The sequence below is a fragment of the Paenibacillus sp. 32352 genome, from assembly GCF_002042965.1.
Lineage (GTDB): Bacteria > Bacillota > Bacilli > Paenibacillales > NBRC-103111 > Paenibacillus_S > Paenibacillus_S vulneris.
In genome coordinates, this window is sequence record NZ_MZNT01000010.1 from 94637 (window position 1) to 112867 (window position 18231).

Annotated in this window: 16 protein-coding genes; 9 read left to right on the plus strand and 7 right to left on the minus strand. The window is 51.2% G+C overall.

The features are described from left to right. Positions 1-5 precede the first annotated feature (5 nt). Positions 6-905, minus strand: coding sequence for a M15 family metallopeptidase (locus B1728_RS22425; RefSeq protein ID WP_079912644.1), 900 nt, complete (start codon positions 903-905; stop codon positions 6-8). 169 nt (positions 906-1074) lie between these two features. Between B1728_RS22425 and B1728_RS22430 the strand changes: the two genes are divergently transcribed. Next, on the plus strand, positions 1075-2760 hold the full coding sequence (locus B1728_RS22430; RefSeq protein ID WP_144027962.1) for a ribonuclease J: 1686 nt from the start codon (positions 1075-1077) through the stop codon (positions 2758-2760). A 109-nt stretch (positions 2761-2869) separates the two neighbouring features. Here B1728_RS22430 and B1728_RS22435 read toward each other — a convergent pair whose 3' ends face one another. The 4 genes from B1728_RS22435 to B1728_RS22450 all read right to left on the minus strand — a co-directional run bounded on the left by B1728_RS22435 (position 2870) and on the right by B1728_RS22450 (position 7051). Then, complete coding sequence (locus B1728_RS22435; RefSeq protein WP_079912646.1) at positions 2870-3568, minus strand: response regulator transcription factor; 699 nt, start codon at positions 3566-3568, stop codon at positions 2870-2872. A gap of 62 nt (positions 3569-3630) precedes the next feature. Beyond that, positions 3631-4854 (minus strand): hypothetical protein, encoded by a 1224-nt coding sequence (locus B1728_RS22440; RefSeq protein WP_079912647.1) that lies wholly within the window; start codon positions 4852-4854, stop codon positions 3631-3633. Next, positions 4841-5401, minus strand: a complete 561-nt coding sequence (locus tag B1728_RS22445) for an RNA polymerase sigma factor (protein ID WP_256865466.1) — start codon at positions 5399-5401, stop codon at positions 4841-4843. The genes B1728_RS22440 and B1728_RS22445 overlap by 14 nt, the downstream gene beginning before the upstream one ends. A gap of 309 nt (positions 5402-5710) precedes the next feature. Further along, positions 5711-7051, minus strand: coding sequence for a sulfatase family protein (locus B1728_RS22450; RefSeq protein WP_079912648.1), 1341 nt, complete (start codon positions 7049-7051; stop codon positions 5711-5713). A 183-nt stretch (positions 7052-7234) separates the two neighbouring features. Between B1728_RS22450 and B1728_RS22455 the strand changes: the two genes are divergently transcribed. Further along, positions 7235-8107, plus strand: coding sequence for a helix-turn-helix domain-containing protein (locus B1728_RS22455; protein WP_079912649.1), 873 nt, complete (start codon positions 7235-7237; stop codon positions 8105-8107). Between the two features lie 239 nt (positions 8108-8346). Beyond that, positions 8347-9750, plus strand: coding sequence for an NAD-dependent malic enzyme (locus B1728_RS22465; RefSeq protein WP_079912651.1), 1404 nt, complete (start codon positions 8347-8349; stop codon positions 9748-9750). A 78-nt stretch (positions 9751-9828) separates the two neighbouring features. On the opposite strand, the gene B1728_RS22470 is transcribed toward B1728_RS22465, so the two are convergent. After that, on the minus strand, positions 9829-10248 hold the full coding sequence (locus B1728_RS22470) for a MarR family winged helix-turn-helix transcriptional regulator (protein ID WP_079912652.1): 420 nt from the start codon (positions 10246-10248) through the stop codon (positions 9829-9831). Positions 10249-10315: 67 nt separating this feature from the next. Next, positions 10316-11050 (minus strand): SDR family NAD(P)-dependent oxidoreductase, encoded by a 735-nt coding sequence (locus B1728_RS22475; protein ID WP_079912653.1) that lies wholly within the window; start codon positions 11048-11050, stop codon positions 10316-10318. Between the two features lie 246 nt (positions 11051-11296). On the opposite strand from B1728_RS22475, the gene B1728_RS22480 reads away from it, so the two are divergent. The 6 genes from B1728_RS22480 (at position 11297) to B1728_RS22505 (ending at position 18179) form a co-directional block, all read left to right on the plus strand. Further along, positions 11297-11968, plus strand: coding sequence for a response regulator transcription factor (locus tag B1728_RS22480; RefSeq protein ID WP_079912654.1), 672 nt, complete (start codon positions 11297-11299; stop codon positions 11966-11968). Positions 11969-11971: 3 nt separating this feature from the next. Continuing rightward, on the plus strand, positions 11972-13414 hold the full coding sequence (locus B1728_RS22485; RefSeq protein WP_079912655.1) for a HAMP domain-containing sensor histidine kinase: 1443 nt from the start codon (positions 11972-11974) through the stop codon (positions 13412-13414). Between the two features lie 43 nt (positions 13415-13457). Continuing rightward, positions 13458-14243: a DUF3919 family protein gene (locus tag B1728_RS22490; RefSeq protein WP_079912656.1), complete on the plus strand. Its 786-nt coding sequence runs from the start codon at positions 13458-13460 to the stop codon at positions 14241-14243. Between the two features lie 25 nt (positions 14244-14268). Beyond that, positions 14269-15303 carry an ABC transporter substrate-binding protein gene (locus B1728_RS22495; protein ID WP_079912657.1) on the plus strand — a complete coding sequence of 345 codons (1035 nt, stop codon included), beginning with the start codon at positions 14269-14271 and terminating at the stop codon, positions 15301-15303. Positions 15304-15412: 109 nt separating this feature from the next. Continuing rightward, positions 15413-17071, plus strand: coding sequence for an ABC transporter permease (locus B1728_RS22500; protein WP_079912658.1), 1659 nt, complete (start codon positions 15413-15415; stop codon positions 17069-17071). Between the two features lie 19 nt (positions 17072-17090). Then, positions 17091-18179, plus strand: coding sequence for an ABC transporter ATP-binding protein (locus B1728_RS22505; protein WP_079912659.1), 1089 nt, complete (start codon positions 17091-17093; stop codon positions 18177-18179). Positions 18180-18231 lie beyond the last annotated feature (52 nt).

An 18231-nucleotide genomic window follows, 5' to 3' on the forward strand; every position in this document is an offset into this window, starting at 1 on the left:
CCTGCTTACAAATATAAAGTGAGTATCACGCCGTCCGAATTATTGCCCGTAATATCGTATCTCCGGTTTGCAGGGATCGTAATCTTCATATTTTTGGAGTAAGGATAATAACGGATTTCATAGGTGTTGCCTTCCGTATGGGCCGTAATAGTCTTCTGCTCCTTCAAGTAATCCAAGTACTCCTCCAGGGTCATATTGTTCTCCTTCATGATGGCGCTGTGGGGCATGCCTACATAGCGAAAATGCCACGGTTCATACTGAATGCCTGTAATGGCAGTCTTGTCCTTCGGATAGCGGAGGATAAATCCGTACTTCCATGCCTCCTTGAGCAGCCACTTGCCCTCCGGCGCCTGATTCATCTCCTTCTGGGTCGATCCAATATCCAGCGATAACCCGAGATTATGCTCGCTGTAGCCTGCCGGTAAAGCATAGTCAGAGCCCATCTCCCGGAACAGCCTGTCCTGCTCCTTCTCCTCCCGATAGCCGCTGCTGATCATAAAATGATTCACGCCGTCTTTATTGGCGGCCTCCATCATTTCGCCGAACTCTTTCGCCACTTCCCGGGACAGCCGAATCGTATTATCTAATAGAGCGAAGCCGCGGATCAGCTCTTTATGCTCGTATAACCGAACTATATCCGTCTGCTCTCCTTCCGAACGTACGGCATTCTTTTTATTCACTAGAACCAGCTTTCCTTTATATACTTGATCCTTGGCTACGGATATCGTTACTTGCTTGGATGACTCCCCCTGCTTGCCCTCGCTCCTCTGCCTCGAAGCATCTTCAGATACTTGGACCGGAATTTCCGCATTCCCCGGGCTTCCATTAGCATTCTCCCTGGTATGCTGCAAAGCCTCGTAACCTAGCAGCGCCACAATGACAAACAGAAACACCCACTTCTTCATCTCCATATTCCCCCTTCGTTGATATCCATTTAGGATAGAGGAAAACGTTTAAAAAGAATTAGGCTTTATCTAAAATTTTTCTTAAATATGATGCGGCGCACCACTAATTGCCACGAATACAAGAACCCGGCTTGGCTCACTCTATGCATGAAAACGGCTGGAATCACGGATGGGGGGAACTTTGTTGAGCAGCGAGAAGAAATTGTCCATTTTCGCCCTTGGAGGCGTGAATGAAATCGGTAAGAACATGTATGTAATACAGTATGAGGACGACATGGTCGTCATTGACTGCGGCTCCAAATTCCCTGACGAGAGCCTGCTGGGGATTGATCTGATTATCCCCGACATCAGTTATCTGATCGAACATAAAGACAAAGTACGTGCTTTGATTGTTACCCATGGACATGAGGATCATATCGGCGGAATCCCCTATATATTGAAGCAATGCAATATGCCTATCTATGCCACGCGGCTGACGATAGGGCTCATTGAAATCAAGCTGAAAGAAGCCGGTCTGCTGGCCGACACGGAATTAATAGAAATTACCTCGAACTCGGAAGTAGAGCTTGGGTCCATCCGCGCGACGTTCTTCAAAACCAACCACAGCATACCCGACTGCCTGGGTATCGCCTTCCAGACACCGGAGGGGACGGTGGTACATACGGGTGATTTCAAGTTCGACCTGACCCCCGTCAATGAGCAATACCCGGATATTCACAAGATGGCGGAGATCGGCAAGAACGGCGTCCTTGTTTTATTATCCGAAAGCACGAATTCCGAACGCCCGGGATTCACTCCGTCCGAACGTAAAGTAGGAGAATCGATAGAGGAAGCCTTCACCAAAGCGCGGCAAAAAGTAGTCATCTCTACCTTTGCTTCGAACGTTCACCGGCTCCAGCAAATTGTCGATGCGGCTGCGATGACCAACCGCAAGCTGACGGTCCTCGGACGGAGCATGGTGAATGTGGTCAAAATCGCTTCGGAGCTGGGGTACCTAAAGATTCCCGAAGGCATGCTCGTAGAAGCAGGAGAGGTGGCAGGGCTGGAAGCCGAGCGGGTCGCCATCCTGTGTACGGGAAGTCAAGGAGAGCCTATGGCCGCACTGGCCCGGCTGGCCTCCTCTACCCATCGGCAAATCAAAATATTGCCGGGGGATACCGTCATCTTATCGGCGACCCCGATTCCGGGGAATGAGAGGAATGTAGCGCAAATCGTCGACAATTTATTTCGTCTCGGCGCCAATGTCATTTACGGCTCCGGCTCCGTAACGGGCATGCACGTTTCGGGACATGCCAGCCAGGAAGAGCTTAAGCTGATGCTTACCTTGATGAAGCCGACTTATTTCATTCCGATCCACGGGGAATACCGCATGCTGTACCAGCATCGGCTGTTAGCCGAAGCGGTCGGGGTCAAGAAGGAAAATATCTTCATCCTCCATAACGGAGATGTTGTGGATATTCAAGATCAAACCGCGTCCCAAACAAGAAAAGTATCGGCAGGCAACACGTTCGTGGACGGATGGGGGATCGGCGATGTCGGCAACATCGTGCTGCGCGACCGCAAGCATCTCTCGGAAGACGGCATTCTTGTCGTCGTCATCACGCTAAGCAAAGCCGAGGGCCATATTTTATCCGGCCCGGATATCATCTCCCGCGGCTTCGTCTATGTTCGCCAATCAGAGGCTCTGCTCGATCAAGCCAACCGCATTGTAACCGAAACGATCAATAAATTGCAGGCCGAGAACATTTACCAATGGAGCTCGCTAAAAATCAGCGTTAAGGACGCTTTGGGACGCTATTTATACGAAAACACAGGCCGAAGACCGATGATTTTGCCGATCATTATGGAAATTTAAGTAAATCCCGCTTCGGGAGGTAGCTCTTACTTCAAGAAAGCGCAGCGTACGGCTTGCCCCTAAGCAGGCCGTACGCTGCGCTTCTGTGTAAAAATAGAGTACTGTGGATTTAAGGATTGAAGGTATAGCCAACGCCCCATACTGTTTTGATCAGCTTATGTTTATTGGTGTCGTCCCCGATCTTTTTCCGCAGGGTTCGAATATGAACCATGACCGTGTTATTGCCGCTCTCATAATAGGCTTCTCCCCATACCTGCTGAAAAATATGATCCGCGCTGAACACTTTTTTGGGGTGGCTGGCAAGCAAATGCAATATATCAAACTCTTTAGGCGTCAGCTCGATAACCTCCCCGTACAGCACCACCTTCCGCTGATCGGGGTAGATGCTCAAGCCGCCGGACTCGAGTACGGCTTCGTTATCGGTGGAATGGCGGTTCAGCTGCATATACCGGCGAAGCTGGGCATTCACTCGAGCAACCAGCTCCATGGGATTGAAGGGCTTGATCATATAGTCGTCGGCCCCCATCACAAGCCCCGTTATTTTATCCATATCCGACGTTTTTGCACTCAAAAAAATGATGGGCATATGATATTGCTCCCGTATGAGACGGGTAACCTCGTATCCGTCCATTTTGGGCATCATAATGTCCAGAATGGCCAAGTCGATCGGCTGGGTTTGAATGACGCGCAGGGCCTCTTTCCCATCCGGAACCTTAATGATCTGGTATCCCTCTTTCTCCAGATGCAGCGCAATCAGATCCGCAATCTCGGCCTCGTCATCCGCTACCAGTATCGTAATTCGTTTCATCTAATCTACTCCCGTAAGAAATCATCTATCTAGCTATCATTGTTCCCCATTGGGTTATAAAATCATTTCCCAAGCAGCAGGCTGACCCGCTTCTTCCATATGTCAATGAAAGGCTCGTCTACAGCCCATTGTATCATGACAATGGTCTCATCCGCATCCAGATTGACGGACAACAGCGGCGCCGGAATCAGTTGGTCCTTAAAGGGATACATGATAATATTCTTTGCGGTGACAATACCCACCAATTCCCCGTTAGGCGAAGAAAAGGCGTCTATGGCATCGGATACGGTACGCCGTATATCGCTCCAGCTGGCTGACAGCTTATCGTAGGAAACGACGGAATCGGGCAGCTTCAACTCGACCTCCTTAAGCTGCGGTTTGACCGGGTTGAGCCCAAGGGGAGATGCCTGATAGGAGGCAACCTGCGGTACCCACTGCCCCTCCTTTCGTGCAATCGCCCAGCTATCACCCTTCTCATCCTGCAAATCCGGGGCCAGCGCGTAACCGTAAAGCTTGCTCAAGGAAACATGGGGTTCATTCTCCGGTAATGGTTGAGCTGGCAGCTTCGTTTTGGTTAGATCCTCCACATCCTTGACCCAAACGTAATCGCGCGGCGCGTCCTTCCCCTTGTCCTGCTGCATCGTTTGGGAGACGGATACATACCGGTTCCCGGCGAAAAGCAGCTTCTCCGACAGCCTCACCTGCTGCTGAGCAGGATTGGCTTCAAACACCGAAGCGACGTTTTTCTCCGTTGCAACAGCAACGGACAGCTTCTGGTAGACTGAGCCGGCGCTCTCCAAGCGCTGCGGAACGATTCTCAAAAACTCCGTTTTGTAAGGCATCAGAATGCCGCTGCCCTCTGCCGATTTCCGAAGCTCTCCCTGCTCCTCAGCCAGCAGCAGCGTACGGTACGTGCTGTATTCCGGACTCCCCCCGGAAGCCGGGTGATCCTTTCTTAAGCCGATCAAGACGGCGGAACGGACCGGGTCCGCCTTGATCGTCGTATTCCATAACGGTATGGCGGGCTTGGATGCCGGCGATTCGTTCCATGCGGTTTCGGGTGCATGCTCATTAAACGGGCTATACCAATGGAAAGAAAGAAAAACGGCTATGGCAGCAAGAGCCGTGCACAAACCGGCACTCCAAGGCATCCACTTCTTCTTCTTTTTGCGATCCTGCTCGTCGATGCGCTCCCCAATCCGTTTCTTTAACGCCTCCGAAAAACCGTGCCGGATGAATGGCCCTTCAGCCATCCCCTGCTTCAACTCGTCGTCAATCGGCTCCATTGCTTTGATTCTCCTTTTGTTTGGCCATTTTTTTGCGGGCGTGGAATAATCGCGACTTGACCGTTCCTTCTGTCACTCCCAGGATTTGTGCAATCTCCTTCATCGACAGCTGGTAGTGTGCGTAAAGCAGCAGCACCTCGCGGTACTTGACCGGCAGCTTCAGCACCATCCTCCACATATCGTTAACCGTCATTTGCTCAATAACCGTTTGTTCGGTGGCCGGCTGCGTGCTCGAAGGAGCTATGTAATCCATCAAGGTGACTTTGCGGTAAAAGGCCGACCGCCGATAATCCACTGTCATATTGCGGGTAATGGTCAAAATCCATGTTTTCACAGATGACTCTTGACGAAATGTATATAAATTGCGGTATACCTTGATAAATACTTCCTGCGTGATGTCGTCGGCTTGATCCCACTTGCGCGTCATGCTGAAGGCATAGTTCCAAACATCTTTGCCGTAGGCGACCATCAGCTCTTCCAATATCGCCTTCTTATCGGAGCTTGCCGATAAATATCTCAAATATTCCAAATTCGCTTCCGATTCCAATACTGCCACCTCAATTATGGACGAGCCACCCTCTTAATAAGTTCAAAATCCTTATGAATGCTTTCTGAATCTCTTATGTACAACTTCCGTATTGCTGCCGTTAGCAGCAATTACCGGCAATATGAATTAGACGATGGAAGAGCATGAAAAGTTACCATTTCTGCCTATTAAATTCCTGTTAAGCTGTGGGGGTCATGCTTCAAAGCATATGTCACAAAAAGGCCCTGCTTGCGGGAAGCAGGACCTTGAGGTAAATCCATTACATCATATGGTTTCATATAGGTTTCATTCGGGACAGGCTTCAGCTGCTCAAGCTTCTTCCGGATAAAACGGTACCTCCAGGGAATCGCCTGCCCATCTCTGCCATTCGGTCAGCTCTCGATGCAGCTCGATGATTTTCCCACGATTTACCGGATCTCCCGATACATCGTCGGTTTCCCACGGATCCTTGTTCAAGTCGAACAGCTGTACCCGAACCTTACGATCAGAAACCGGTGAAATGTAATAAATCAGCTTCCACCGCTCATCCTTCACCATTCTTTGAAGGTCCTTATACGCTGTGAACACGGTGGGACGGATCGGCTGCGAGGAAGCCTTCTCGTGCATAGCGGGCAGCAAGGACAAGCCTTCCACTGTTGCCGGAACCTCCGTTCCGGTCAGCTCACAAAGCGTCCGGTAAAAATCCATCTGGAGATGCACGTCCGGGACGATGCGACTTTGCGGGATTCCTGGCCCCTGCATGATCAGCGGGATGCGAATGCTGTGATCATACATATTTTGCTTGCCCATTAGACCGTGCTGCCCTATAGCAAGACCGTGATCGGCCGTGTAAACCACGATCGTGTTCTCCATTAGGCCCCGTTCCTCTAGCTTGCGCAGCACCTTCCCGATTCCGTCATCCATATGGGTGATCATCGCATAGTAATCGCCTAGATGTCTGCGAACCGCTTCGGGGGTTCTGGGCCAAGCCTCCAGCTTTTCATCCCTTACCGACATCTCCCCGTTATCGAACGGGTGCTCCGGAAGCACATTCGGAGGCAATGGGAGGTCCTCGTCATGATATAACGAGCGAAATTCCGGCGGAGCCGTCCGGGGATCATGAGGAGCCGTATAGGCCAAATACAACGCAAAAGGCTCGCTGCGGTCGTATTCATCCAAAAATTGAACCGCCGCTTCCGTAAAAATATCCGTGGAATGCTCGTTCAAGGTGTATGTTTCGCCTGGAGCGTCTTTTTCCCCAGGATGGTATTCTTTCAGCGGTACTGCATAATGACTGTTCATCCCGCCGAAAAAGATGCGGCTCCCCCCGGCAAAGCAGCGGTAGAACGCCTCGGCGCCGTTATGCCATTTGCCGATGGCATAACTGTAATAACCGGCTTGACGCAGCGCTTCGGGCCACAACACATACCCCGGATCCAGCGCATTCTCCTTGACGCAGCGGAAGACGCTCGCCCCGGCAAGGAGGCTGGCTCTGGAGGGCATGCATACCGCTGCACTCTTTCCGCCCATCGTATGCGTCTGCTCAAAACGGGTGCCCTTGGATGCAAGGGCATCCAAATTCGGCGTGCGTACGGACTTGTCCCCGGCACAATGAAGCGACTGATGACGGTGATCGTCCGAAATGATAAACAGAATATTCGGCTTGGACATCGTATTCCCCCTAAGCTTTTCCTTTACTAGGAATAGGGTACAGGAATATCGTCCAAAGTCCCATGTCAGATTCGCTGAACCGTCATGTCAAATTCGCCTACCAGAATATTTTCCCTTCTTCATTGACGGCCTGTATTCCCAGCCTCTATGATGGTTGTATCATCAGAATGACGGAGGTCCATCATGTCAAATAGGCATACTCCTTCTAAGGCTATCCAGGGGCTCGAACGGCTGCTCGGCGATTTGCTTGCCTCCCCTTATATCTTTCGCATTTTGGCCAGCTACAACGTAAGCGTGAAGACCGATTGGATGATTCGCGAACGGGTGCTGAACGAATTTCATATGCTGTACGTCGTTTCCGGTTCCGGAACCTATATCGTCGAGGATACGGCGGTCGATTTATCCCACAACCATGTGCTTTTCATTTCGAACCAGGTACGGCATCGGGCGTTCCGGAATCAAGACATCCCTTTTCGGATTATCCCCACCCGCTTCCAGTTATACTCCCCGGCAGAGGAGCAGCTAATTGCGTATAACGCCGAGCCCTTCTATCTGCATTTTTCTCCGGGCAACGCTTTTGCCATGCAGCAGCTTTTTGAAAAGGTGCATACGTACAACCAGCTTCCAGCCTCCGTCATCAAGGACACCCTGTGCCATTCGGCCGTTGCCGAAACGCTGGCCGGCATGCTGCAGGAGCTGAAGGCGCCGAACCAGCCCCTATCGCTGCATCCCGGCTTGCTTCGATTGAAGCAAGTCATGGATGAGCAGCCGGCGGAACGCCTTAGTCTTAGTCAAATGGCCGAGGTTGCCTGCCTGTCTCCCAAATATGTATCCGCCTTGTTCCGGCAGGCCTTCGGTATGTCTGTTAAGGAATATCAGATTCGAACAAGAATGGACTATGCGGAATACCTGCTGAAGCATTCCGACCAGACTGTCAAACAGCTGTCGGTCCTGCTTGATTATCCCGACCCCTATGCGTTCTCCAAGCAGTTCAAGCAATACCGGGGCTATTCTCCGTCTTCAGTTAGAACAACCCGTCTTCAAGAAAACCGGTAGATAGCTTGGATAGCGGAATTCCCGCTGCCAAGCATCTGCTTTTTTATTTGGGGAAAGGCAAAATGGTTTCTTCCGATTTTTATTAGTCCCTTTTGGGGAAGCCTAATATTCGGAACCTTTTCCGAAATCAGCCGATTAGGAGCCGGATGTTCCGGTATGCCTTCCAACACTTTTCCTATGCCGGCAATCGGATACTGCTTATGACAGCATGAATACATAACAGGGATTGGATGAGAGAAATGTCACATACCAGCATAGTCATACGCGTGGAGCTGATCCACGAGACCACCACCTTCGGCGATGTCGCTTCGGCCATCAGCAAAGCGTCGGGAGACATTAGCTCTATCGACGTCATTCGGGCAGGAAAAGAATCCTCGATACGCGATATTACGGTCGATGTAGCCGAGTCCAACGAAGCCCGCGTGATCGAAGCGTTATCTAAGCTTGAAGGCATCAAGCTCATCAACGTCTCGGACCGGACGTTCCTGGTTCATCTGGGAGGCAAAATCACGACCCAGCCTACGCTGCCCATCAAAAACCGCGAGGACCTGTCGCGTGTCTACACCCCGGGTGTAGCCAAGGTGTGCACCGCCATTCATGAAAATCCGAAAAAGGCGTTCTCGCTCACGATTAAGCGGAATACGGTAGCCGTTATCACGGACGGTACGGCCGTGCTGGGTCTGGGGGATATCGGGCCTCACGCTGCGGCTCCCGTCATGGAGGGCAAGGCGATGCTGTTCAAGCAGCTCGCTAACGTGGATGCGTTCCCGATTTGTCTCGATACGAAGGATACGGAGGAAATTATCCGGACCATTAAAGCGATCAGCCCGATCTTCGGCGGCATTAATCTGGAGGATATCAGCTCGCCGCGCTGCTTTGAAATCGAAAGAAGATTGGGAGAAGAGCTCGACATCCCCGTCTTCCACGACGATCAGCATGGAACCGCAGTAGTGGTCGTTGCCGGTCTATTGAATGCTCTTAAGGTCGTCGGCAAACGTATGGATCAAATACGCGTCGTCGTTAACGGGATCGGGGCCGCCGGCGTGTCTATTTGCAAAATGCTGCTCGGATCCGGTGTAACCCGTCTTGTTCCCGTCGATCGGGAGGGAGCCATTGTTCGGGGAGGAGCTTACGATCACCCCATGTGGCAGTGGCTAGCCGAGCAGCCGCAGGTTGAAGCCAAGGATGGAACGCTCAAGGACGTACTCAAGGGAGCGGATGTGTTCATCGGGGTATCCAGAGGCGGAATTCTCGGCGCACAAGATATTCAGACTATGGCTTCGGACAGCATCGTATTCGCCATGGCGAACCCTAAGCCGGAGATTGATCCGGAGGAAGCGCTGCCTCATGCAGCCGTATTTGCTACAGGGCGAAGCGATTATCCCAACCAGATCAACAATGTGCTGGTATTCCCCGGTATTTTCCGCGGTGCGCTGGACTGCCGGGCCAAAACCATCAACGAGCCGATGAAGCTCGCGGCGGCGCGCGCCATCGCTTCCGTCGTGACGGAAGCGGAGCTGAACAAGCATTACATTATCCCAAGTATATTCAACGAGCGTGTTGTCACCAACGTCCGCAAAGGCATTATCGAGGCCGCTATCCTGACCGGGGTGGCCCGCAGAATTCCGCCGGATTTCAGGTAAATTGAATGCGCAAAGAGCCCCTTCGTTGAATGCGTAGGGGCATCATTTTATATTTTTTCTTATTGACTTGAGCTTAATCTAATCTTCGCTATTCAGCTTTTTATACAGGTTGGCCAGCTGGCTCCGCTCCTGCTCGGTTAGTTTTTTAAACAAATCGGTACGCAGTCTTTGCCCCTCCAGGGTGGCTCTGTTAAGAACCTCCGTCCCTTTGTCGGTAATGCCCAAATAAACAATTCGGCGATCAGACTCATCCGTTATTCGGACAGCTAATTTCTTAGCGACAAGCTTTTCGGATAAATAACTAAGCGTTGGAGGGGTAAAGCCTAATTGCTTTGCAATATCCGAAGGCCGGCTCTTGCCATGTTTCTTTAAATGGCTGAGCACCAGAACATGAGAAATACCAAGGTCCTCACTGAAAGTTTTGTTCCATTGGACAATCAATTGGTTGGTAAACTGATCCATGTTGTGTATAAGCTCGAAAAGGGTCTGCTCTTCCATACCATCCTCCTGGGAATATAAACGACAGCCCCCATTAAAAAATGAAGAGCTGCCATTATCTTACACGTTATTGAGCCGAGTATCCACCATCAATGACTATTTCTGAGCCTGTAATATACGAAGATTCATCTGAAGCAAGGAACAATGCGGCTTGGGCAATATCGATAGCTTGTCCTAACCGCTGCAAAGGTGTTGCCTGGATTAATCGGCTCAGCAGATCCTTTGAGGTGCTTAAAGCTTGCGTCATTGGCGTTTCAATGATCCCGGGGAATAGAGCATTCACCCGAATGCCTTGACGGCCAAAGGTTGTAGCGGCAGCTTTGGATAATGCGCGAACTGCGCCCTTCGATGCCGAATAGTGATTAAAGCCTTGACCTATCAAGGCGGTGTAAGAAGAAATATTGATGATAGAACCTTTCTTTTGGGCCGCCATGTAAGGAGCAACATGCTTCATCCCTGCGAACGGGCCAAAGCCATTTATCGAGAGCATTTTCTGCCAATCCTCAGCATTGATTTCCTCAAATGGCTTCTCAGATGAGATGCCTGCATTGTTGACAAGAATATCAATTTTGCCAAAGCGATCGTAGACCTCCTTGGCCAGCGCCTGCCAATCCTCATCCGAAGCAACATTCAATTTCATTCCGTAAATATTGTGTTTCTGACTTGCTTTCTCAAGTGCTGCCTCATTAATATCTGCGGCAATAACAATGGCACCTTCTTGCGCAAACAGCTCACCCATGCTTTCTCCGATACCCGAAGCGCCGCCTGTAATGATCGCTACTTTATTATTTAATCTTCCCATATTTCATTCTCCTAACGTATTTGGATTGTTAACGGTATTTAAACAACTAATTATTAGACATCTAATTATTTATATCTTGATAGTATCAGAATAATGACCTCAGCGCAACGGAGGAACTTGGTAGTTCCTATTCAGTTGTTACTTCAAAGCACCGTTCCCCACGTTTTTCCACACATCCAAGCTTTACAACACAAAGGACTCGTGTAGAATAAGTACTATTATCGTCTACGGAAAGGAAGCCAGGATGTGAACATATTAATCATCGAAGATGACTCCAGCATCCAAATGCTGCTGAAGCTGAGCCTTGAGGTCGAAGGCTTCCGCCCTATCGTTGCGGGTACGGTCAGCGAAGGGCTTCGCGAGCTGTCCTCAAGCTCTATCGACCTGATTTTGCTGGATTTGATGCTGCCCGACCAATCCGGATTCGAGCTGCTGAAGCAGCTGCGTCTTGCTTACAAGGATATTCCGGTTATCGTGCTTACGGCCAAGAACGAAATGAATGATAAAATATTAGGCTTCCAGTTGGGAGCCGATGACTATTTGACGAAGCCCTTTGAAACGCGGGAGCTGGTGCTTCGCATTCGCGCCGTCATGCGTCGGATGAAAGCGGATACAAATCCATCGTCTGATTTACTGCAGATTGGCGTATTGGAGATCGACCGTGCCGAGCGCACCCTTAAGGTAGCCGGCAAGCTTGTGAAGACGACGAGCAAGGAATTCGAGCTCATGTGGCTGCTGTGCAAAAATCCGAAGAAGGTGTTCTCCCGGGAGCATCTGCTCGATCAAGTCTGGGGATATGATTACTACGGTCAGACGCGCGCCGTGGATATGCTCGTGAATCGCCTCAGGGAGAAGCTGAAGCCTCATGAGCATATCCTCGCCACGGTTCACGGGACGGGCTATAAGCTGGAGGCCTAGACTATGAGATTGCGGAATAAATTTTTCATTCAGCATATGATTACGATTATCATGCTGCTCGCCGCCATGTATGTCGTCATCAATTACACCTTGAGCAAAAGCATGATCGAGAGGGATACGCAGACCTTGAGCCAGTACTACTCCCTTCACCGGATCGAAGCGCTCAAAATCGTGAACGACAAAAAAATCAGCATTGAGCAGCTGTTTTCAGGCGCCTACGCTCCTTTGATCGCATCGCATCTGGCAGCCAACAGCAACTTTCAGGTGCAGCTGTTCGATTCTGAAGGAACGATCGTCGGGGACAGCGGCAACCGGGAGGATCTGATCAAGCGGAGCGACATCGATGCCGCGCTGGAAGGACAGACCGCATCGGTCATTACGGAGGTGGAGGGGATGAAGCTGTTAATTTATGCATCCCCTTTTAGTTACGGAAGCAATATCGTCGGCGGCTTCCGTTACCTGCTTGATCTGAAGCAGCACGATCAAACCTTGACGGAAATGCGCAGCTGGTTTATTGGAGTAGCTCTTGGCTGCCTGCTTATTGCTCTGCTGGCCAGTTATTCCTTCTCGCTCTTCATCATGAAGCCTCTTCATGCGCTGCAGCAGGCGTTAAAACGGGTCGCCGTCGGAGATTTCAGCCGCAAGATCGTCGTTCGCAGCCATGATGAGGTGAGAGAGCTTGCCAACGACTTCAATCAGATGTCGCAGGCGCTTCAGGAGCATATCGAGCTGCTGCATTACGAGCAAGGCAAGCAAAAAACGTTTTACGACAATGTGACGCACGAATTGAAGACGCCCCTGACCTCGATTATCGGTTTTTCCGATTTGATAGACAAGCTCGATCGGGTCGACGATATCCGTAACTGCAACGTGTACATTCGCAAAGAAAGCACCCGTCTGCTGCAGATGGTCGAAGATCTGCTCCAATCCTCCCTTAAAGGGGACGAGGCTTGGAGAATACAGCTTGAGCATGCCGATCTGGCCGTAGTCCTTACAGACAGTCTGCGTATCGTGGAGCCTACCCTGCAAAAATCAATGATCGGAACGACTCTTGCGTCTGAAGCCTGTCCGGCGTATTTTGATCCCAAACGCACCCAGCAGGTGCTCTTCAATCTGATCGACAACGCCATCAAGCACAGTGAATGTACGCAGCTGTCCATAGAGCTCGAATCGGACAACGAAGCCGGCAGCTGCATCATCCGTATCGCAGACAATGGACGAGGGATGACCGAGCAGGAGGTACACGCTCTGTTTCTTCCTGCCGAGCAAAAGGAGCCGCGGCCGGTCACAAGGCATTCCCATGGGCTTGGCTTGCTCCTGTGCAAGCAGCTGATGGAGCTGCAGGGCGGAAGCATCGATGTCCGCAGCTGTCCTGGAGAGGGCACCATCGTACAGCTGCATTTTCAGACACGCCTATTGCCCGCCCCTGTTTTGTTACAAAATTGATACAAACCTACGATTTTTTTGAGATAAAAGGAGAGTATTCTACATGCAAGAGGAGAAGAAAGGGCTTTCATGGTTGCGTCTCATCTTGTTGCAAGTCGTTATCGGCTGTACGCTCATTGGCATCTTCGCTTATGTATTCCGCATTGGCATGGATGAAGTAAGAATCATCCCGAGGGAGCTGAACGGCCGCGATATGTTCGACGGCGTCCCGATGAGGATGAACATTACTTACCCGGGGATAGGCACGATTTCCATAGAAGACCCCAAAGAGCTGATCACGTGGAAGGAATCGTTTGCCCGCTTGCTTAGCTCCGGCCGGCAGGAAAATCGCGCAAACGCTTCCCGTATGCTGCTGACGGGCTCTGTCGCCTATCTCGACCAGGAGGATATGTCGTTCCAGATCGGAACGAGCGGGTTTCTCTTCGGCTCCGACTCGGTTAACTCGCTCGATGTCAGCGCGGAGATCCGCAAGCTGCAGAATATGCTGATCGACAAAACGCTCACTGCAGATACGGTTGGAGGAGCGATCGACAATGCGGGGCATGAGGTTTTCCGGCTGGAGAACGGCTCCCTGACTCCGCTATCCCAAGAGGAACGGGCTGTTCTGACAAAGCAAATGCGAACCGCCGTGCGGCTTATCGACTTCAGCCATTTTGATTTCTCCGATAAACCGCCGGGCTCCCACTTTGTCGTGCAGCTTGCCGAAGAGGAGAAGAACCGCAAGCATTGGCTGCATATCGACCGGTATGATAACGCTTACTTCATTGTCTTTGATCTGCTCGACGAGACGAACCATAAAGCCTATTTCAAGCTAAAAGAAGCCTCCTAATGAACAGAGGGGATGGTTGGTAGAAATGGCTAGAAAGAAAAGCAATAGTTCCGTGATATTCGCTTCGGTGGCTGTCATTGTCCTGATAGCCGGATTTTTCCTGTACAAATCGGGCATGTTCGGCGATAAGGCCAAGGGCAAAATTACAGTGTACTCGATTTTCCAGGAAGAAGAAGCACGTAAGATTCTGGATAAGTTCAAGGCGGAAACCGGCATTGATTACGAAGTGCTCCGGCTGCCGAGCGGCGAAGCGGTAACGCGCGTGCAGAATGAAATGGGCAAGCCGCAGGCGGACTTCCTGATGGGCGGACCTGCCGATTCGCACGAGGTGCTTAAGAAAGCCGGCGCGCTGGAGAGCTACATCTCCCCGAACGCGAAGGACATACCTGATAACATGAAGGATAAAGACGGGTTCTGGACCGGATTTTATTTGAACCCGGTTGCCATCGGCATCAACGAGCAGCGCTGGAAAGAGAAATACGGTACGTCCCCTTATCCGCAAACGTTCAAGGATTTGCTCGACCCTAAGTTTAAAGGCGAGATCGGCATGTCCGACCCTGCGACCTCCGGAACGGCGTACACAGCCGTAGCTTCTCTGGCCCAGGTATGGGGCAAGGATGAAATGCTGAAATATGTGGCGCAGCTACTCCCTAATTTGAAGGAAAGACCGAAATCCGGCATCGAGCCGATCCAAAAAGCCGCCAAAGGCGAATACACCATCGGAGTCACCTTCCTAGGCGATCAACTGAAGATCAAAAACCAGGGAAATCCGATCGTCAGTATCGTTCCTGAAGCAGCAGGCTATGAGGTAGGCGGCCTGGCCATCGTGAAGGGCGGACCGAACACTGCCAATGCCAAAAAATTAATGGACTACATGCTGACCAATGAGCCGGGCATGCTGTACAGCGAATCCGCAATGGCGGTATCCGTGAAGCCGGGCGTTCCCGTTCCGAAGAACGGCATTGATATCAAAACAACGAAGTACAATACATCCTACAGCTTATGGAAGGCTGCCGAACAGCGCAAAGAGCTGCAGGACGCTTTGAAAGACTTGAAGTAACGATAGAGGTATTTTTCGGGACACACAGGGGAGTCTTTCGCCACAGCTTGTTCACGGCAGACTCCCCGTTTTTAACCTACAACGTATTCGGAAGGTGGTCGTAGCCCCTATGATAACAGAAAAAACGGGCATGAGCGCATCCGTCGGCCGGCTGGCCCGAGATCCTTCTTCCCTGATTCTCGTTCTGATCAGCTTTGCCGTGCTGTGCCTCTTTGTCGTGTACCCGCTCCTCTATGTCGTTGCACTGCCAGGCGCTGACAGCTGGGGAACCTTTTTCAGCAAGAGCCGGTACGGTACAGCCCTGTTTAACACGGTCGTCAGCTCTACCTTGTCTGCTCTGACTGCAACGGTGTGTGGATTTATATATGCTTATTCGATTCATTACAGCAACATCCGGGGGAAAAAGTTTTTCCGGTTCATTGCCTTTCTCCCCATTCTTGCTCCATCGGTCATGACCGGGCTTGCTTTCCTGCTGCTGTTCGGACGGGGCGGCATGGTATCTCAATGGATGAAATCATGGTTCGGCGTGGAGCTTGACCTCTACGGTCTTCCGGGACTCTGGATCGTGCAGACGATCTCCTACTTCCCGCTTGCTTACATGACCATTACCGGCGTACTCCGGGCGATCTCACCGAATCTGGAAATCGCCGCTCAAAATCTGGGCGCCCGCGGCTTCTACCTGTTTCGTACCATTACGATGAAGCTGGCGCTGCCGGGAATCATCAACGCGTTCCTTCTCGTTGCGATCAACTGCTTTGCAGATTTCGGGAATCCGAAGCTGATCGGGGGCAATTATTCGCTCCTGGCTGTTGAAATCTACGGAGAAATTATTAATAACGAACCGGGACTTGCCTCGGTCATGGGGATCATTCTGGTTATCCCTGCCCTGCTCGTTTTCGCCATTCAGAACAAGCTGCTGGCCAAAGGCTCTTATTCTACCATTACGGGCAAGCCTGTCTCGGGTCTTAACCGGGTTACGACTTCCCGTAAAACCGACATCGCCTTGTTTACCTTCAACAGCATCATGTCGGTCTTCATCCTGTCGATGTTCGCCATTACGATTTTGTTTGCTTTCACCAACAACTTCGGGCGGGATAACACCTTTACGCTCGACCATATTATGAAAATCGTATTCAATCCGTCCTCACCTGCCGTTATGAACAGCCTTGTGCTGTCGCTGGTCAGCTCGTTTCTGGCCGTCGCCTTCGCCCTCGTGCTGGCTTATGTTATCGTACGCAAGCCGTTTCCGGGTAAAAGAGCGCTCGATTTCGTCGCGGTTCTGCCGATTGCCCTTCCGGGGACCTTCGTCGGCTTGGCTCTGATCGTTGCGTTCAGCTCGGGACCTATCGTGCTTCAAGGCTCCGCCGTGCTGATTATTGTCGCCATGCTGCTGAAGCAAATGCCGGTCGGCTACCGCGGGTTAACTGCCGCATTCAAGCAGGTGGACAAATCGATTGAGGAAGCCGCTACGAATCTGGGAGCGGATAGCAGACGGACACTGACGACGATTGTCTTCCCGATGCTGCAGAAGACGGTGGTCGCCAACTTTGTCTACGCTTTTATGAAAAATATGAATACCTTGAGCACCATCGTGTTCCTGATTACCCCCAAATGGGTCGTCGCCGCCGTCTCCATCTTCAATTATGCGGAGACCGGAACCTACTATTGGGCGGCCGCCGTGGCTGTCGGCCTAATGGGAGCGACACTGTTAACACTCGGTATCATGAAGCTTATTTTCCGTTCGAAGGTCAAAATATTCGATTTCTAACCCGTCAGGAGTGAGGCGCATGAGCTCGCAAGTATTACTGGATTTAAGAAATGTCAATAAAGTGTTTGGCGATAATCACGTCCTCAAGCAGATTGATCTGAAGATTGAGCGCGGCAAATTCATCACGTTCCTTGGACCGAGCGGCTGCGGCAAAACTACGCTGCTCCGTTCCATCGCAGGATTTTATACGATTGATGAGGGAGAGATCCTTATCGACGGCAAGCTTGTCAACGATCTTCCGCCGTATAAGCGAGGCACGCCGATGGTATTTCAGGAATACGCTCTCTTCCCTCATATGACCGTATTCGATAATGTCGCTTACGGTCTGGATATTCAGAAGCGTCCCGAGGCGGAAGTAGAAGAGCGCGTCAAGGAAGCGCTCGCCAAAGTCAAGCTGACAGGCCTCGAGGAGCGCTACCCGCACCAAATGTCCGGGGGCCAGCAGCAGCGCGTCGCGATGGCGCGGGCGCTGGTCATGAACTCCCCGATCATTCTGCTTGACGAGCCGCTCTCCAACCTGGACGCCAAGCTTCGCGAGGAGGTTCGCGTGGAGCTGCGCACGATCCAGCAGGAGCTTGGATTGACGGTCATCTACGTGACTCATGATCAGCTGGAAGCCTTGTCGATGTCAGATTATATCGTCGTCTTCAACAAAGGAGCCATCGACCAATACGGCACCCCTCACGAAATTTACTATAAGCCGCGCACTCCTTATGTCGCCGATTTCATAGGGACGACCAATTTCGCAGATGCGGTAGTACGCCATACAGCCGGAGGGCAAGCTACGGTGGAGTATATGATCAAAGATAAAGCGAGAACCTGCACGGCGAACAGCGAGGAACAAGTGCAGCCGGGGGAGCAGGTATTGCTCAGCATTCGCCCTGAATCGATGCGCATCAATGCCGCCGTCAGCGATACGGATTTTATCGTCAGCGGCTTCGTGAAGTCCTCGATGTTTCTTGGCGAGAAGGAGCGTTATTTTATTCTTGACGATACGAGGAAGGAATGGATCGTGGACGTCTACGATATCGGTCAGACCCGATTTGAAGGCAATGTCACGATCAGCGCCGCCGCCGATAAAATACATTTGATCAAAACCGGTTCATAATATAGGGTGAAACCGAAAAAACATAAAGCTGATTCTGGTATTTTGCAGGGAG

Excerpts from the sequence above, each read along its gene's own strand:
- B1728_RS22425 (WP_079912644.1), bottom strand. The coding sequence starts at position 905 with ATGAAGAAGTGGGTGTTTCTGTTTGTCATTGTGGCGCTGCTAGGTTAC.
- B1728_RS22430 (WP_144027962.1), top strand. The coding sequence starts at position 1,075 with ATGGGGGGAACTTTGTTGAGCAGCGAGAAGAAATTGTCCATTTTCGCC.
- B1728_RS22435 (WP_079912646.1), bottom strand. The coding sequence starts at position 3,568 with ATGAAACGAATTACGATACTGGTAGCGGATGACGAGGCCGAGATTGCG.
- B1728_RS22440 (WP_079912647.1), bottom strand. The coding sequence starts at position 4,854 with ATGGAGCCGATTGACGACGAGTTGAAGCAGGGGATGGCTGAAGGGCCA.
- B1728_RS22450 (WP_079912648.1), bottom strand. The coding sequence starts at position 7,051 with ATGTCCAAGCCGAATATTCTGTTTATCATTTCGGACGATCACCGTCAT.
- B1728_RS22455 (WP_079912649.1), top strand. The coding sequence starts at position 7,235 with ATGTCAAATAGGCATACTCCTTCTAAGGCTATCCAGGGGCTCGAACGG.
- B1728_RS22465 (WP_079912651.1), top strand. The coding sequence starts at position 8,347 with ATGTCACATACCAGCATAGTCATACGCGTGGAGCTGATCCACGAGACC.
- B1728_RS22470 (WP_079912652.1), bottom strand. The coding sequence starts at position 10,248 with ATGGAAGAGCAGACCCTTTTCGAGCTTATACACAACATGGATCAGTTT.
- B1728_RS22475 (WP_079912653.1), bottom strand. The coding sequence starts at position 11,050 with ATGGGAAGATTAAATAATAAAGTAGCGATCATTACAGGCGGCGCTTCG.
- B1728_RS22485 (WP_079912655.1), top strand. The coding sequence starts at position 11,972 with ATGAGATTGCGGAATAAATTTTTCATTCAGCATATGATTACGATTATC.
- B1728_RS22490 (WP_079912656.1), top strand. The coding sequence starts at position 13,458 with ATGCAAGAGGAGAAGAAAGGGCTTTCATGGTTGCGTCTCATCTTGTTG.
- B1728_RS22495 (WP_079912657.1), top strand. The coding sequence starts at position 14,269 with ATGGCTAGAAAGAAAAGCAATAGTTCCGTGATATTCGCTTCGGTGGCT.
- B1728_RS22500 (WP_079912658.1), top strand. The coding sequence starts at position 15,413 with ATGATAACAGAAAAAACGGGCATGAGCGCATCCGTCGGCCGGCTGGCC.
- B1728_RS22505 (WP_079912659.1), top strand. The coding sequence starts at position 17,091 with ATGAGCTCGCAAGTATTACTGGATTTAAGAAATGTCAATAAAGTGTTT.